The sequence below is a fragment of the Variovorax sp. YR750 genome (assembly GCF_900109805.1).
Taxonomy (GTDB): Bacteria; Pseudomonadota; Gammaproteobacteria; order Burkholderiales; family Burkholderiaceae_C; genus Variovorax; species Variovorax gossypii.
In genome coordinates this window covers 419,408-435,986 of record NZ_FOBJ01000003.1, presented here as the reverse complement: position 1 = coordinate 435,986, position 16,579 = coordinate 419,408, and the positions used below count along the sequence as shown (strand labels likewise).

General features: G+C 67.1%; 13 protein-coding genes. 2 read left to right on the top strand and 11 right to left on the bottom strand.

All coding sequences use genetic code 11. The annotated features are described in order from the left end of the window. Positions 1-40: 40 nt before the first annotated feature. From BMY35_RS08490 to BMY35_RS08455, 8 genes are all read right to left on the bottom strand, one after another. Positions 41-550, bottom strand: a complete 510-nt coding sequence (locus BMY35_RS08490) for a histone H1-like DNA-binding protein (protein WP_019656794.1) — start codon at positions 548-550, stop codon at positions 41-43. Positions 551-746: 196 nt separating this feature from the next. Then, a complete protein-coding gene (locus tag BMY35_RS08485) occupies positions 747-1,997 on the bottom strand; it encodes a ribonucleotide-diphosphate reductase subunit beta (protein ID WP_093196873.1) in 1,251 nt (416 codons plus the stop codon). A gap of 193 nt (positions 1,998-2,190) precedes the next feature. Continuing rightward, positions 2,191-5,109: a ribonucleoside-diphosphate reductase subunit alpha gene (locus tag BMY35_RS08480; RefSeq protein WP_093196871.1), complete on the bottom strand. Its 2,919-nt coding sequence runs from the start codon at positions 5,107-5,109 to the stop codon at positions 2,191-2,193. A gap of 349 nt (positions 5,110-5,458) precedes the next feature. After that, positions 5,459-6,064 (bottom strand): 1,6-anhydro-N-acetylmuramyl-L-alanine amidase AmpD, encoded by a 606-nt coding sequence (gene ampD, locus BMY35_RS08475; protein WP_093196869.1) that lies wholly within the window; start codon positions 6,062-6,064, stop codon positions 5,459-5,461. Continuing rightward, positions 6,051-7,625: a sigma-54-dependent transcriptional regulator gene (locus BMY35_RS08470; protein ID WP_093196867.1), complete on the bottom strand. Its 1,575-nt coding sequence runs from the start codon at positions 7,623-7,625 to the stop codon at positions 6,051-6,053. Before BMY35_RS08470 ends, ampD begins: the two co-directional genes overlap by 14 nt. A 4-nt stretch (positions 7,626-7,629) precedes the next feature. Beyond that, positions 7,630-9,327, bottom strand: coding sequence for a two-component system sensor histidine kinase NtrB (locus BMY35_RS08465; protein ID WP_093196865.1), 1,698 nt, complete (start codon positions 9,325-9,327; stop codon positions 7,630-7,632). After that, the gene (locus BMY35_RS08460) at positions 9,324-9,587 is read right to left on the bottom strand and encodes a PP0621 family protein (RefSeq protein ID WP_093196863.1); all 264 of its coding nucleotides are present in this window, start codon (positions 9,585-9,587) and stop codon (positions 9,324-9,326) included. Before BMY35_RS08460 ends, BMY35_RS08465 begins: the two co-directional genes overlap by 4 nt. Before the next feature lie 156 nt (positions 9,588-9,743). Further along, a complete protein-coding gene (locus tag BMY35_RS08455) occupies positions 9,744-10,559 on the bottom strand; it encodes a cytochrome C assembly family protein (RefSeq protein WP_093196861.1) in 816 nt (271 codons plus the stop codon). A gap of 115 nt (positions 10,560-10,674) precedes the next feature. On the opposite strand from BMY35_RS08455, the gene ffh reads away from it, so the two are divergent. Next, on the top strand, positions 10,675-12,063 hold the full coding sequence (gene ffh, locus BMY35_RS08450) for a signal recognition particle protein (RefSeq protein ID WP_093196859.1): 1,389 nt from the start codon (positions 10,675-10,677) through the stop codon (positions 12,061-12,063). 85 nt (positions 12,064-12,148) lie between these two features. Here the strand turns inward: ffh and BMY35_RS08445 are convergent, their stop codons facing one another. Next, positions 12,149-13,288 (bottom strand): AAA family ATPase, encoded by a 1,140-nt coding sequence (locus tag BMY35_RS08445; protein ID WP_093196858.1) that lies wholly within the window; start codon positions 13,286-13,288, stop codon positions 12,149-12,151. Next, on the bottom strand, positions 13,285-14,181 hold the full coding sequence (locus tag BMY35_RS08440; protein ID WP_093196856.1) for an RNA ligase family protein: 897 nt from the start codon (positions 14,179-14,181) through the stop codon (positions 13,285-13,287). The genes BMY35_RS08445 and BMY35_RS08440 overlap by 4 nt, the downstream gene beginning before the upstream one ends. 13 nt (positions 14,182-14,194) lie before the next feature. On the opposite strand from BMY35_RS08440, the gene BMY35_RS37600 reads away from it, so the two are divergent. Beyond that, positions 14,195-14,422: a hypothetical protein gene (locus tag BMY35_RS37600; protein WP_093299759.1), complete on the top strand. Its 228-nt coding sequence runs from the start codon at positions 14,195-14,197 to the stop codon at positions 14,420-14,422. A gap of 50 nt (positions 14,423-14,472) precedes the next feature. Here the strand turns inward: BMY35_RS37600 and mdoH are convergent, their stop codons facing one another. Continuing rightward, the gene (gene mdoH / locus BMY35_RS08435; RefSeq protein WP_093196854.1) at positions 14,473-16,485 is read right to left on the bottom strand and encodes a glucans biosynthesis glucosyltransferase MdoH; all 2,013 of its coding nucleotides are present in this window, start codon (positions 16,483-16,485) and stop codon (positions 14,473-14,475) included. Positions 16,486-16,579 lie beyond the last annotated feature (94 nt).

Sequence of the window (16,579 nt, the reverse complement as noted above, 5' to 3'; positions counted from 1 at the left end):
TGAGGTGCCGGGCTTTTTGCCTTCAAGGCCGCTGAGAAGCTCAGGGCTTGCTGGCCGTGGGGAACGGCCAGGCTGCCTGGGGATTCAGCGTCGTTTGCGCCGCAGGGGCAGGCGCTACGGCGGCAGCCTTGGCAGGGGCAGCGGCCTTGGGAGCCTTCTTCGCAGCAGGCTTCTTGGCAGCAGGCTTTTTCGCGGCTTTCTTGGCCGCAGCCTTTTTGGCAGGGGCCTTCTTGGCAGCAGCCTTCTTCGCAGGCGCCTTCTTGGCAGCGGCCTTCTTCGCCGGGGCCTTCTTGGCAGCAGCCTTCTTCGCAGGCGCCTTCTTCGCTACGGCCTTCTTCGCCGGAGCCTTCTTGGCAGCGGCCTTCTTGGCCGGTGCTGCCTTCTTCGCTGCTACCTTCTTGGCAGGAGCCTTCTTGGCAGCGACCTTCTTGGCCGGTGCCTTCTTGGCGGCTACCTTCTTGGCAGGAGCCTTCTTGGCGGCCACGGCCTTCTTTGCCGGAGCCTTCTTTGCAGCGGCTTTCTTAGCCGGAGCTTTCTTTGCAGTTGCCATTTCTATTTCTCCTTGATCAAGTTGAAAAAATCAACCTATTGAAGCACTCCACGCACGTTGGGTAACGTGAAGCGATTCATGGTGTTGGAATCTTTGCTCCAGCACCATGAACACCTGAGCCCTCGTCCATGCCGCGCTCTTCGGCGCGATCGGTGGCAAGGGCAATTCTTGAATTCATTAATTCTTGTCGAAAGATTCAATCCCAGGAGAGCGCGCCACCCGACTGGTATTCGATCACGCGGGTTTCGAAGAAATTGCGCTCTTTCTTCAGGTCAATCATTTCGCTCATCCACGGGAACGGATTTTCTTCGTTCGGGAAGAGCGTTTCGAGGCCGATCTGCTGTGCACGCCGGTTGGCGATGTAGCGCAGGTAGCCCTTGAACATGGAGGCGTTCATGCCGAGCACGCCACGGGGCATGGTGTCTTCGGCGTATTTGTATTCGAGCTCGACGGCGCGCAGGAAGAGCGCCTTGATCTCCGCCTTGAACTCTGCCGTCCAGAGGCCGGGGTTCTCGAGCTTGAGCTGGTTGATCAGGTCGATGCCGAAATTGCAGTGCATCGACTCGTCGCGCAGGATGTACTGGTACTGCTCGGCGGCGCCGGTCATCTTGTTCTGGCGGCCCAGCGCGAGGATCTGCGTGAAGCCGACGTAGAAGAAGAGGCCTTCCATCAGGCAGGCGAACACGATGAGCGACTTGAGCAGCTTCTGGTCGGCCTCGGGCGTGCCGGTCTTGAAGTTGGGGTCGCTGATGGCGTCGATGAACGGGATCAGGAACTGGTCCTTCTCGCGGATCGACGGCACTTCGTTGTAGGCGTTGAAGATCTCGCTCTCGTCCAGGCCGAGCGACTCGACGATGTACTGGTACGCGTGCGTGTGGATCGCTTCCTCGAAGGCCTGGCGCAGCAGGAACTGGCGGCATTCGGGGGCCGTGATGTGGCGGTAGGTGCCCAGCACGATGTTGTTGGCGGCCAGCGAGTCGGCGGTCACGAAGAAGCCGAGGTTGCGCTTGACGATGCGGCGCTCGTCTTCGCTCAGGCCGTTCGGATCTTTCCACAGCGCGATGTCGCGCGTCATGTTCACTTCCTGCGGCATCCAGTGGTTGGCGCAGGTGGCGAGGTACTTCTCCCACGCCCACTTGTACTTGAACGGCACCAGCTGGTTGACGTCGGTCTGGCCGTTGATGATGCGCTTGTCGGAAGCCTTGACGCGCTGGGTGGATTGGGTGGTGGTGGCGGCAGGCGTTGCTGCTGCCGCTGCAACCGGGCGCACTGCAGCGCCGTCATCGAGCGTGCTGAATGTGCGGAGTGCGGGTTGCGCGATCGACGAAGTCGGAGCGTCCACCGAACGGCCTGCGGGCAAGCCGCTGGTCGATGCGTTGTGGTGCTGCAAACCTTGTTGCATATCCTTTGGTAAGGAGGGCTTGACTTCTTCGTCCCAGGTCAACATAGAAAAATCCAATGCTCAAATTATCGGAGTAACGATGTGAGTTGCAAAGTGCCCGTTCACATCGCACGCCATTTATGTGGTTGTTATGTTGCTCGCATGCATCGCGCGATGTCAGTCGATGGCTTCATTGAATGAACGTCGCGCGATTTTTCGCATGCACCTCACTGACTGACTGTCGCGAGCATCGACGCGTTTATTGGCACGCTTCGCAGGTCGGATCGTCCACGCCGCAGAACGCGATGTCGGTAGCGGGAATCGCGCTCATCTGAGCCTTCGCTGCAGCCGCTGCTGCTTCGAGTGCGCTCATGCCCGAGGGTGCGTCGCCGCTGCCCGACGACACCGCGTTGAGGCGGCCCGACTGCACCGTCGACTTCTCGGCGTGCGTCGCGCTCTGCGTGCGCAGGTAGTAGGTGGTCTTCAGGCCGCGCAGCCATGCGAGCTTGTAGGTGTCGTCGAGCTTCTTGCCCGATGCGCCGGCCATGTAGATGTTCAGCGACTGCGCCTGGTCGATCCACTTCTGGCGACGCGCGGCGGCTTCCACCAGCCAGGTGGTCTCGATCTCGAACGCGGTGGCGTAGAGCGCCTTCACGTCCTGCGGCACGCGGTCGATGGGGCGCAGCGAGCCATCGAAGTGCTTCAGGTCCATCACCATCACGTCGTCCCACAGGCCCAGGCGCTTCAGGTCGCGCACCAGGTAGTGGTTGATCACGGTGAATTCGCCCGACAGGTTCGACTTGACCGAGAGGTTGCCGAAGCAGGGCTCGATCGAGGCGTCCACGCCGATGATGTTCGAGATGGTCGCGGTCGGGGCGATGGCCACGCAGTTCGAATTGCGCATGCCGTCGGCCTTGATCTTCGAGCGCAGCGCGTCCCAGTCGAGGGTGGCCGAGCGGTCGACCTCGACGTAGCCGCCGCGTTCCTTTTCCAGCAGATCGAGCGAGTCGATCGGCAGGATGCCCTTGTCCCACAGCGAGCCCTTGTAGCTCGAGTACTTGCCGCGTTCCTTGGCCAGCTCGGTCGATGCCCAGTAGGCGTGGTAGCAGATGGCTTCCATCGACTCGTCGGCGAACTGCACGGCTTCCTGCGAGGCGTAGGGAATGCGCAGCTCGTACAGCGCGTCCTGGAAGCCCATCAGGCCCAGGCCGACCGGACGGTGGCGCAGGTTCGAGTCGCGCGCCTTCTTCACGGCGTAGTAGTTGATGTCGATCACGTTGTCGAGCATGCGCATCGCGGTCGACACGGTCTTCTTCAGCTTCTCCTGGTCGACCTTGCCGTCCTTCAGGTGCTGCAGCAGGTTCACCGAGCCCAGGTTGCACACGGCGGTTTCGGTGTCGCTGGTGTTCAGCGTGATCTCGGTGCAGAGGTTCGACGAGTGCACCACGCCGGCGTGCTGCTGCGGCGAGCGCACGTTGCAGGCGTCCTTGAACGTGATCCAGGGGTGGCCGGTCTCGAACAGCATCGTGAGCATCTTGCGCCACAGGTCGGTCGCCTGGATGGTGCGGCTCGGCTTGATCTCGCCGCGGGCAGCCTTCTCTTCGTAGGCGACGTAGGCCTTTTCGAAGTCGGCGCCGAACAGGTCGTGCAGGTCAGGCACGTTCGAAGGCGAGAACAGCGTCCAGGTGCCCTTTTCCATCACGCGGCGCATGAACAGGTCGGGGATCCAGTTGGCGGTGTTCATGTCGTGCGTGCGGCGGCGGTCGTCGCCGGTGTTCTTGCGCAGCTCCAGGAACTCCTCGATGTCGAGGTGCCAGGTTTCGAGGTACGTGCAGACGGCGCCCTTGCGCTTGCCGCCCTGGTTCACGGCCACGGCCGTGTCGTTCACCACCTTCAGGAACGGCACCACGCCCTGCGATTCGCCGTTCGTGCCCTTGATGTGGCTGCCCAGCGCGCGAACGCGGGTCCAGTCGTTGCCCAGGCCGCCGGCGAACTTCGACAGCAGCGCGTTTTCCTTGATCGACTCGTAGATGCCGTCCAGGTCGTCGGGCACGGTCGTCAGGTAGCAGCTCGACAGCTGCGAGCGCAGCGTGCCGGCGTTGAACAGCGTCGGCGTGCTCGACATGAAGTCGAACGACGACAGCACTTCGTAGAACTCGATGGCGCGCGCTTCGCGGTCGATCTCATTGAGCGACAGGCCCATGGCCACGCGCATGAAGAAGGCCTGCGGCAGCTCGATGCGGGTCTTGCGCACGTGCAGGAAGTAGCGGTCGTACAGGGTCTGCAGGCCGAGGTAGTCGAACTGGTTGTCGCGCTCGGGCTTCAGGGCCGCGCCCAGGCGGGCCAGGTCGTACTGCAGCAGCTTCTCGTCGAGCAGGTCGTTGTCCACGCCCTTCTTGATGAACTGCGGGAAGTAGTCGGCGTAGGCGGTGGCGCGGTCGGCGGGCAGCACTTCGCGGCCGATGATCTCCTTGAAGATCGTGTGCAGCAGCAGGCGCGCGGTGGCGAAGGTGTAGTCGGGGTCCTTCTCGATCAGCGTGCGGGCAGCGAGGATGGAGGCCTTGTAGACCTCGTCGAGCGGCACGCCGTCGTACAGGTTGCGCATCGTCTCGGCGACGATGGGCGCGGCCGTGATGCTGTCGCCCAGGCCCGTGCAGGCGGATTCGATCAGGCCCTTGAGCTCGTTCAGGTCGAGAGCGACCAGCTCGCCGTTGTCCAGCACGTGCAGCGCGGGCGCGGCCGGCACTTCCTGCTCGCCCTGCTTCGAGCGCTCCTGGGTGCGGCGCTCGCGGTACAGCACGTAGGCGCGGGCGATCTCATGATGGCCGCCGCGCATCAGGCCGAGCTCGACCTGGTCCTGCACGTCCTCGATGTGGAAGGTGCCGCCGCCCGGACGCGAACGCACCAGCGCGCGGATCACGCCCTGCGTGAGCGTGTCGACCGTCTCGCGCACGCTGGCCGAGGCCGCGCCCTGGGTGCCGTGCACGGCCAGGAAGGCCTTCATCATCGCGATGGCGATCTTGTTCGGCTCGAAGGGAACGACGGCGCCGTTGCGGCGGATGATCTGGTAGTGGGCCAGGTTCTGGCCGGAGGGAGAGCCAGCAGTGTCTCGCTGCTGTTGCGGTGGCGTCGAGGGAACGGCACGCGGGGTCGATTGGGGGTTCAGGGCTGTTTGCATTCGCTTCCTCTCGGTTGGCAATTCTTGTTGGATGGCGGCACCTGTTCCAGCGCCGCACCGGTGTACGGGACCGGACGGAGGACACTATATCTAGGGTGCAGGGGGCATACAACCCACTAGATGTAGCGTTTTCCAATGGATACACGGATTGCCGGTATTACTTCCGCAATAGGCCACGGGCGAAGATGCCGCGTGAATACTGGCCTATGGTCACGCAACCCGCATGGGGCGTGGCTTGCAGGCCGATTTGGGCCTGCAGGGCGCATGGTTGCTGCATCGCGCGTTTGCGATTTTCGCATTGTTGCGCCGCGGGAACGGCGCATCGCGAGGCGTCGCGCGATTGAAAAAATTAGAGCTGCCTGACCTGCTCAGGGAACATCTGTGGATTCCAGCCCAGTTGTTCGCGCAGCAGACGCCAGTCGAAGCCCGCGCCCGGGTCTTGCTTGCGGCCCGGCGCGATGTGCTCGTGCCCGGCGACGTGGGCGACCGGAAATCGCTGTGCGATGGCGGCGCACAGGCTCGCGAGCGTCTCGTATTGCGGCTCCTCGAAGAGCTGGCCTTCGAGGCCCTCGAGCTCGATGCCGATGGAGTCGTCGTTGCAGTTGCCGCGGCCGCGCCACGACGACACGCCGGCATGCCACGCGCGGTCGTCGCAGCTCACGAACTGCCAGAGCTCGCCGTTGCGCCGCACGTAGAAATGCGACGAAACCTCCAGCCCGCGGATCGACTGGAAATAGGGATGCGCATCCCAGTCGAGCCGGTTGGTGAAGAGCCGCTGCACCGCGTCGCCGCCGTATTCGCCGGGCGGCAGGCTGATCGAGTGCAGCACGATGAGGTCGATCTGCGCGCCTTGCGGCCGGGGCCCGAAGTTGGGCGAGGGCAGGGCCTTCGCGAAGCGGTACCAGCCGGCCTGCCAGAGTCCGTCTTCGGCTCGGGCTTCTTCAGTCGTCGGCATGGCTGCTGCTCGCGCCGTCGTCACCGTTGGGCGTGGTGATGCCCAGCCGCGCGATGCGGTAGCGGATCTGGCGCAGGCTCATGCCGAGCCGCGCGGCGGCCGCTGTGCGATTGAAGCCGCTCTCGTGCAGCGCGCGCACGAGGATCTCGCGCTCCTGCTGGTCGAGGTAGGCCTGCAGGTCGGAGGGCAGCGGCGGGGGCGCGACCTTCGCAGGCGCGACCGGTGCGGCGATCGGCAGCGCAGCCGCGGGGACGACGGGCGCGTCGGCAGCGGGAGAGAGCGGAGCCGGCGCGGATGCCGCTGCTTCGGCCGCGGCCGTGAAGCCACCCATCAGGTCGAGGTGCAGCTCGTCGCCGTCGTTCAGCGCCACCGCGCGGTGCAGCAGGTTCTCGAGTTCGCGCACGTTGCCGTTCAGCGGATGCTGCGCGAGGCGGCGCAGCAGGTCGTCCGACAGGTGTGGCACCGGCAGCCCGCCGTCCTGCGCGATGCGAGAGAGCAGCGCGTTGCACAGCGCGGGCAGGTCCTCGCGGCGGTCGCGCAGCGCGGGCACCGCGATCTCGATCACGTTGAGGCGGTAGAAAAGATCCTGGCGGAAGCGGCCGGCCTGCACTTCGGAGTGCAGGTCTTTATGAGTGGCGCTGACGATGCGCACGTCGACGGCGTCTTCCTGAGTCGAGCCGATCGAGCGCACGCTGCGCTCCTGGATCGCGCGCAGCAGCTTCGACTGCATGGCCAGCGGCAGGTCGCCGATCTCGTCGAGAAAGAGCGTGCCGCCGCGCGCGGCCTGGAAGTAGCCGTCGCGGTCCTGCGACGAGCCGGTGTAGGAGCCCTTCTTCGCGCCGAAGAACTCGGCCTCGAGCAGGTTCTCGGGAATCGCGCCGCAGTTCACCGCGACGAAGGGGCCTTCGCTGCGCTGGCTGCAGGCATGCACCGCGCGCGCAACCAGTTCCTTGCCGGTGCCTGATTCGCCGCGCACCAGCACCGGTGCCATGCCGCGTGCCACCTTGGCGATGCGCGACTTGACGAGCCGCATCGGCTCCGATTCGCCCACGAGGCGGTCGAGCGCGGCGATGCCGGTGCCGGAAGTGACCGGCGCTGCCTCGCTTGCCGCGTTGCCGGTGTTCGCAGGCGCCGCCTGCGCGGGCTTGACCACCGGCTGCGGCGCCGTCCGCGCCTGCACTGCGGAGGCCACGACCGCGCGGAACTGCTTCAGGTCGACCGGCTTCGTGAGGTAGTCGAAGGCGCCGGCCTTCAGCGCCTCGACCGCGTTCTCGGCCGAGCCGTAGGCCGTCATCACCACGCAGCGCTCGCTGCGCTGGTCCTTCTGGATGCGGTGGATGATCTCCATGCCCTGCCCGTCGGGCAGCCGCATGTCGGTGATCACCGCGTCGAAGCGGCCGGCCTCCAGGTGCTGCCAGGCTTCGGACACGCTGCCCGCCGCCTCGACGCGATAGCCCTCGCGCAGCAGCGTCAGCTCGTAGAGCGTGCGCAGGTCGGGCTCGTCGTCGATGACCAGGATCTGCGCCGGTCGCTGGGTGGAAGAGGAGGTCGGGGTGCTCACGGCGCTATTGTGTCAGCCGGTTTTCGCTGGCGGCGAAGCTGACGAAGAATTCGTTGCCCTCGGGCCCGCCCGGCACCAGCGCGCGCCGCTCGTAGCCGATGGTGGCGCCGTGCCGCCGGCACAGTTCGCGGCAGAGGAACAGGCCGAGCCCGCTGGAGCGGCTCTCGGAAGAAAAGAAGGGCTCGAACAGGTGCCGCTGCACCGCCGGCTCCAGCGGCGCGCCGTCGCTCCACACCATCAGGCTCGGGCGGCTGCTGCCGCTTCGCTGCTGCGCGGTCAGCACCTGGATCGCGCCCTCGCGCGTGCTGGCGTAGCGCGAGGCGTTGTCCAGCAGGTTCACGATCAGGCGGCGCAGGTGCTCGGCGTCGAAGCGCACGTCGCAGTTGGGCGCGTCGAGCGACACCAGCACGCCCTTGCGCTGGGTCTGGCGCACCCATTCCTCGGCCAGCACCTGCACGGCCGGGTCGAGCACCAGCTGCTCGCCCAGCGACAGCACGCGCTGCTGGCGCGCGCGGGAAACGTCGAGCACGTCGTCCACGATGCGCGCGAGGCGCTGGGCGTTGTGCTGCACCATGCTCGTGAGCTTGCGGTGGGCCGGGTCGGTCAGGTCCTCGTTGAGCAGCGCGCTGGCCTGCGTGATGGCGGCCAGCGGGTTGCGGATCTCGTGCGCCACGGCCGCCGACATGCGGCCCATCGCCGCCAGCTTCTCGGTGCGGATGCGGGCCTCGAGCTCGCGCAGGTCCTGCAGGAACATCACGCAAAGGCTGTCCGCGCGCTTCTCGCTGGTGGGTGTGAGCCGCGTGCGCACGCGCACCTCGCGCGCCGCGCCGCGCGCCTGCGCCACCGGGATTTCTTCCGACTGCGGCGCTCGCCGCGCGAAGGTCTGCCGCGCCAGCGCCGCAAGCGCATGCCAGGCGGGTTGGGCATGCAGCGGGAACGGCAGCGTCAGCTTCGCCAGCCCCTGGCCGAGGATGGCGTCGGCTGCCGGGTTGGCCGCATGCACCAGGCCCTCGGCATCGATCACCAGCACGCCTTCGCTCAGCGTCTCGATCACCAGGTCGTTGACCTGTGCCTGCATCTGCGCGCTGCTGCGGTTGCGCTGCGCCACGGCCTCCTCGCGGGCCAGCCGGCGCGCCATCTCGTGCGCGAGCAGCGCCACCACGAAGAAGCCGGTGCCGGTGAGCGCCGCCTGCACGAAACGCGGCGACGAGTCGCCCGACTGCTGCAGCCAGTGCCAGCCCGCGTCGGCGAGCAGCAGCAGCGTGACGGTGGCGGAGGTGCCAAGGCTCACGATCATGGTGCCCAGCACCGCGCTCATGAGCACCGGCAGCGCGAACAGCGGCGTGTAGTTGACGTTGCCGCCCTGCAGCACCTGCAAGGCGGTGAAGGCCGCCAGGTCGATGCCGATGGTCAGCAGCCACAGGGTGGTGAAGCCGCGGATCGGCGGCTGGAAGCGCGTGTAGCGCATGCCCAGCCAGGCCGTGGCCAGATACAGCGCCGAGGTGGCGATGGCCGCCGGCTGCATCGTCTGCCCGATTGCGAAGGCCACGCCCTGCAGCAGCATCAGCACCAGCGCGACGAAGCAGCGCGCGCCCATGAAGCCGCGCCAGAGCCGGCCCAGCGCCGTGGTTTCGCCGGGGCCCTGGTCGAGCACGTCCCAGTCGGTGACCGGCTCGCCGCGCGACCAGATCGGGGAGCTCATTGCCTTGCTGCGGCTTCGCGGTGCGCGGTGCTGCAGTAGACCGCGCCGCCGGGTCCGGCGATGGCCTCGGTCGCGGGCAGGTGCAGCCCGCAGTGGGCGCAGCGCACCATGGCCTGCGGCGTGCCGGCCGCCGTGCGCTGCTGTTGTTCCTGCGCCTTGGCCGCGCGCTCGCGCATGGCGTCGCGCATCTCTTCGCGCCGGTTCTTGCGCCAGAGCCAGATCGCGACCCATAGCACCGCGAGGACGAGTAGGTATTTCATTTCAACTGGCCATTGCGCTTTCCGCCGCTTGCACGCCATGGAACCGGCATGGCCAGTTCAAGGGACAACGCGGAGCCGGCTTTGCCGGGCCGCAGGTGTCGCTCCCGGTGAGGGGGGTGGCGAAGCGACACGCAGTGCGCGGAGCCTGGGGGAGTTTCATACAGGAGGGCGCGCAAGGACGACTTCGAGCACGAAGCGTGAGCCCACGTAGGCCAGCAGCAGCAGCGCCGAGCCGGCGTAGAGCACGCGGCGCGCGGTACGGCCGCGCCAGCCGAAGCGGGCCCGGCCGATCAGCAGGATCGCGAAGGTGATCCAGGCGAGCACCGAGAAGATGGTCTTGTGGTCCCACTTCCAGGCGCGGCCGGCGGAGCCGTACAGCTGCTCGCTGAACAGCAGGCCCGCCAGCAGCGTGGCCGAGAGCAATACGAAGCCCGCGGTGACGAAGCGGAAGGTGAGCCGCTCGAGCGTGAGCAGTGGCACGCCGCCCTGCGGTTCGGCGGCAGCGGCCAGGCGGATCTGCTTTTCGGCGCGGGTGATCAGCCAGGCATGCACCACGGCCGCGCCGAAGAGACCATACGAGGCGATGCCCAGCGCCAGGTGCAGCGGCAGCCACGGCGAGGCCGTGACATGCAGCGGCGTGCCCGGAAACAGGATGGCCAGCAGCACGGCGGCCGCGCCCAGCCAGGCGAGCGCGCGCCGCACCTTCAATTGGGGATACATGCGGCTTTCGACCGCGTAGACAGTGAGCACCAGCCATGCCGTGACCGACAGCGCGGGGGCGAAACCGAAGCGCGGCTGGCTGCCGATGAGGCCGTGGCCCAGCGCGGCGGCATGCAGGAGCCATGCGATTCCCAGGGCCCACTGGGTCGATTGGCGGCTCAGTCGGGTGCCCGCGGCGGCTACGAATCCGTAGGCAACCGCGGTGGCGATGCCCAGTGCCACGCCGAGCGGGGAGGGGATCGCTAAAATCATCGGCCGGAGTTTAGCGTCTCGCTCTTGCGTTCCCGGCGCCCGGCTTCAAGTTCTTTCCCGTCTCCCAGGCTTCTCATCCGGCCCGCACCGCAGCGGGCAGCAAGGCATTCCCCTCATGGCCACCGCCCTCACAGAAAAGTTCTCCCGCCTCGTCAAGACGATGAGCGGCCAGGCCCGCATCACCGAAAGCAACGTGCAGGACATGCTGCGCGAGGTGCGCATGGCGCTGCTGGAAGCCGACGTGGCGCTGCCCGTGGTGCGCGACTTCGTCGCCCGCGTGAAGGAAAAGGCGCTCGGCCAGGAAGTGCTGGGCTCGCTCAAGCCGGGCCAGGCGCTGGTGGGCATCGTCAACCGCGAACTCGCCGCGACCATGGGCGAGGGCGTGTCCGACATCAACCTCGCGGCCCAGCCGCCAGCGGTGATCCTGATGGCCGGCCTGCAGGGCGCCGGCAAGACCACCACCACCGCCAAGCTCGCCAAGCACCTGATCGAGAAGCGCAAGAAGAAGGTGCTCACCGTGTCGGGCGACGTGTACCGGCCCGCCGCCATCGAGCAGCTCAAGACCGTCACCAAGCAGGCCGGCGCCGAGTGGTTCCCGAGCACGCCCGACCAGAAGCCGCTGGACATCGCGCGCGCCGCGCTCGACCACGCCAAGCGCCACTACTTCGACGTGCTGCTGGTCGACACGGCCGGCCGCCTGGCCATCGACGAAGTGCTGATGGCCGAAATCAAGCAGCTGCACGCGGCGCTCGACCCGGTCGAAACGCTCTTCGTGGTCGATGCCATGCAGGGCCAGGACGCGGTCAACACCGCCAAGGCCTTCAAGGAAGCGCTGCCGCTGACCGGCATCATCCTGACCAAGACCGACGGCGATTCGCGCGGCGGCGCGGCGCTGTCGGTGCGCCAGGTGACGGGCGTGCCGATCAAGTTCGCCGGCGTGAGCGAGAAGATCGACGGCCTCGAAGTGTTCGACGCCGAGCGCCATGCGGGCCGCATCCTGGGCATGGGCGACATCGTCGCGCTGGTCGAGCAGGTCACGGCCGGCGTCGACGTGGCGGCGGCCCAGAAGCTCGCGGCCAAGGTCAAGAGCGGCGCGGGCTTCGACCTCAACGACTTCCTCGGCCAGCTGCAGCAGATGAAGCAGATGGGCGGCCTCTCCAGCCTGATGGACAAGTTGCCCACGCAGATGGCCGCCAAGGCCAGCGAGGCCGACCTGAGCCGCGCCGAGCGCGATATCCGCCGCAAGGAAGGCATCATCAACAGCATGACGCCGCTGGAGCGTCGCAAGCCCGAGCTGCTGAAGGCCACGCGCAAGCGCCGCATCGCCGCCGGTGCCGGTGTTCAGGTCCAGGAAGTGAACCGCCTGCTCAACGAGTTCGAGCAGATGCAGGGAATGATGAAGAAGATGAAGGGCGGCGGCCTCATGAAGATGATGAAGCGCATGGGCGGCATGAAGGGCATGGGCGGAATGGGTGGCCCCGGCGGGCCCAAGCTGCCGTTCTGATCGGACGCCACACACATATATATAAGCAAAGCAAGAAGGCCCGCCGGGATGAACCGGCGGGCCTTCTGTCTTTCAGGTCTGCATTTCAGGTCGATACCTCGTAGACCGTCTCGTGCGCCTCGACCGGCGCCGGCAGCTCCCAGCGATGCAGCATGCGCTCGATGCCCGCGTTCGACAGCGTGGTGTCGCGCTCGCGGTTGCGACGCATCAGCTCCGCGTGCGGCACCTCGAGGTACACCAGCTCGATATGCGCGTGGTAGGCCCACAGCAGGTCGAGCGTCTTGGTGCGCATCTGCTGGCTCAGGTGCGTGGCGTTCCAGACGAAGCGCTCCTGCCTGCGCAGCAGCGCCTTCGCCTGGTCGACCGCGTGGTGCGCAGCGAGCCCGTCGTTCTCGCCGTGCTTCAGGCCCAGTTCGGCGCGCGCATCGTCGAAGGACACCACCGGCCAGCCCTTGCGGTGCTGCGCCACCCAGTGGTTCTTGCCGCTGGCAGGCAGGCCGCACATCACCGTCACCTGCGAGCCCGCGTTCTGGAACAACGCGTAGTCGGGGCTGGTGTCGGCGCCGCGGAAGTAGGCCAGGCGCGTATGGGCGTCGGCCATCTTTCTCGGGCCTTCCCAGCAGCCTTCCTCCTGCGCCAACTGCTCGAAGAGCGCGATGTCGGCCATGCTGTCAGCACGCTTCTCGTAGTGGCGGCCCAGCATGTCGCAGCGCGCCACGCAGCACAGGTCGGGCAGGCTCAGCTCCCACGAGAGCTTGTGCACCAGCCACTCGGGCCGCACGCCCTTGCGCGAGGCGAAGGCATGGAAGGGCACCTGGTGCACCGCGATGATCCGGCACACCGCCTCGCGCAGCGCGAAAGGCACGCGGGCCTTCCACATCAGCACGCGCACGTCGACTGCGCCACGGCGCGAATGGCCGGGCTGGCCGATGCGGCCGCTGGCCTCGTCGATCACGGTGGTGTCGGGCTTGGCGATGTCGTGCAGCAGGCAGGCCATGAACAGCACGAAGCGGCCGTCGGCATCGGCGCGCTGGTAGTGGTCGTCCTGCATGAGCGCGTCGAGCACCATGCGCGTGTGGATGCCGACGTTGCCTTCGGCGTGGTAGTACGGGTCCTGCGGCGTCTCCTCGAGGCGCAGCAGGGCCGGCAGCAGGTCGCAGCATTGCGCCCAGTCGGTGTCCTTGCCGGGAGCTGGCACCAGGGAGCGCAGATCGTCGTATGTCATCGCTGCCTCCCTTGGGTTGCCAGTTCGGCGGGATCGCGCAAGGTGCGCAGGCCCAGGTCCTGCCATGTCAGCCGCGGCGCCGGCGCGTAGAGGTCCACGCCCGGCGCGAGCTGGTTCGGCAGCACCGGCCGGCGGCTGTGATGCGAGCCCGAATCGAGGATGGTCTGGACGAAATCCGGGCGCACCCACTTGTAGCGGCCCGTCACCCGGCCGTCCGATTCGGTCTTGAGGTACAGGCCCTCGGCGAGGTCCGACAGATCGGTCTGCTGCCGCACGAGATCGAGCGGCTGGCCTTCCTGCGTCACGGCCTGCTCGAAGGCCGTCTTCCAGTCCGCGCTGCGCGCCAGCGAAGGCCGCACGAGCGAGCGCAGAGCCTTTGCATGGCGCGGTATTTCGCCCTCGTAGAGCACGGGCACCGGCAGCACCGGGCCGCCGTCGAGCAGCGCGTGCCGCGCCGGCGTCGAGAGAAAGCACTGCGACTGCCGGTCGTAGATGTCGAACTCCAGGAAGAAGGCCGGCAGCCGGTCGTACCAGCAGCTGTGCTTGGCGAAGCACCATTCGCCGTACATCACGTAGCGGTCTTCGAGCCGCTCCAGCAGCGCCGCTTCATGAGCGGCGGCCCAGTGCTTGAACAGGTTGAACTGGCGCTCGCCGGCCCCGCCCGCGAGGTAGTGGCCGCGCGACTGCAGCAGCAGTTCGCCCGCCGAGGTGAACGACACGGCTGCGTTGGCGCCATCGAGCTTTTCCTCGATGACGACGTGCATGCCGTGCAGTTCCGACAACGGCGTCTGGCCGTCGTCGCTGTCGCCGGCCTGCAGCCGCGAGTCTTCCAGGTGCGCAGTACGCGGGTACTTGAGCAGCGGAATCGATGAAAGAGAAGAGAGAGGAAACACGTTTGTTCTCCGGATGGAAACCAGGAAGAACCGACAACGTGCGGGAGCGAAGCTGGAAGCTGGGGAACGGATTGCGGTCAGCGGAAAGCGCAGCTTGGCGCCCGACATGACCGGCAATGAAGCGGTGTTGTCGGCGTCAGAGAGTGATGACGGCGAAACGGGGCACTTGGCGCTCCTGTGGATCGAAGGGATCCGTGGGTGGATGAAAAAAGAAGTGCGCGATTCTAGCCACGCGCCATGAAAAAAGCCGGCCCAGGGGCCGGCTTTTCGAGGCGGTGTGTCTTCAGCGCATCAGGCGGTTGCCAGCGCTGCCGGACGAGCCAGGCGCAGCGCGTGCATCCATGCGCGGCGCAGCACGGCCGGCGAGCGCGATTCCTCGGGAATCAGAAGGTAGCCGCGGTCGCGCAGCGTGGTGCCCAGCGCGATCTGGCTGGTCAGCACGGTCAGTGGAATCGCCAGCAGCAGCGGCAGGCCGACAGGCATGAGCCAGACCAGCGCGCTCGGATCGATCATCGCGACGCCGACGGCCAGCATGGCGATCACCAGCGTCATGGGAGCCAGCTGCGAGGCAGCGACCTTCCACGGCACGGCGGCGGCTTCGCGGGGAGGCGACTTCCAGTCGAGCTTGATGCCGGTGAGGGCGACCAGCACGAAGAGCGAATGAGCCAGCATGCGGACCGGAGCCTGCACGATGGCCAGGCCGGCTTCCATCGCCGAGCTCTTCACCAGGCCCCACAGGCCCCCGTACTGGCGTTGCTCGCCGCGCATCAGCACGGCGGCGATGCCCAGCACGCGCGGCAGGAACAGCAGGCACAGGGTCCAGACCCACAGGCCGGCCAGTTCGGCGGGCAGCACGTTCCAGCTCGAAACCAGGCTCGAACCGCTTAGCCACAGGGCCGTGCCCAGCGTCAGGAACGCGAGCCACAGGGGGGCCGAGACGTAGGCCATGGTGCCGGTCACGAACATCGCGCGGTGCACCGGGTGGATGCCGGGCTCGGCCATCAGGCGGGCGTTCTGCAGGTTGCCCTGGCACCAGCGGCGGTCGCGCTGCAGTTCGGCCAGCAGGTCCGGCGGTTGCTGCTCGTAGCTGCCGACCAGGTCGGACACCAGCCACACGTTGTAGCCGGCACGGCGCATCAGCGCGGCTTCGACGAAGTCGTGCGACATGATGCCGCCCGACATGCCGCCGGTGCCCTTGATCGGGGCCAGCGCGCAGTGCTTCATGAAGGGCTCGACGCGGATGATCGCGTTGTGGCCCCAGTAGTGCGACTCACCCAGTTGCCAGTACTGCATGCCCAGCGTGAACAGGCGGCCGGTGACACGCGAGGCGAACTGCTGTGCGCGGGCGTGCAGCGTGACGTGGCCGATGGCCTGCGTCGCGGTCTGGATGATGCCGGCGGTCGGGTTGGCTTCCATCAGCTTGACCATCGAGGTCAGGCAGTCGCCGCTCATCACGGAGTCGGCGTCGAGCACGACCATGTAGCGGTAGTCCTTGCCCCAGCGGCGGCAGAAGTCGGCCACGTTGCCGGCCTTGCGGTGCGTGCGGCGGGTGCGCAGGCGGTAGTACACCTCGACCTGCGGCTGGTTCGGGCTCTCGGCCAGCGCGGCGCGAAGGTCTTCCCAGGCGGCGCGCTCGGCGGCGGCGGTCTCGGGGTTGTAGCTGTCGGACAGCACGAACACGTCGAACTGCTTCGCGTGGCCGGTGGCCGCGACCGATTCGCAGGTGGCGCGCAGGCCGGCGAACACGGTGGCCACGTCCTCGTTGCAGATCGGCATGATGATCGCGGTGCGTGCCTCGGGGTTCATCGGGTGGTGGGCCACCTGCTTCGCCGAGAGGGAGTACTTGTCACCGCGCACGGAAACGTAGAAGCCCATGAGCGCGGTCACGAAGCCGGTCACGACCCAGCCCGACAGCAGGCCGTACAGGCCGATCTGGCCGTATTCGAGCCAGAGGTTGTCGTAGTCGGGTTGCACGCTGGCGAAGAGCGAGGACGCTATCACGGTGCTCAGCAGCGTGAGCATCATGAAGGCGAAGCGGCGGCGCGCGGCGGCGCGCTGCCAGGGCTGCTTGGCTTCGGTGGTGGGGTGAGCGCCGGCTTCGGCGTCACGGCCCGCGCCGAGCTTGACCAGCGCGGCGGTGCCGAGGCTGTTCCAGAAACCGCGCCAGGGGCGGGGCGTCATGGAGCCGCGGTTGACCGGGGGGGCGGTGACGGAGTTGGGGTGGCGTTCTTCGCGAACCTGGCTGCGGCGCGAGAAATCGGTGTCGGCCAGCACGTTCAGTTGGGAGAAGTCGTTCGGCTTCATGCGGTTTACCAACGTTGCTTGTCGAGGGAGGGGGTGTCGCCAATGGCCGGAAGGCGCTTGAAGACGCAATCCGTTGCGGCGCCGCCAGCGCTTG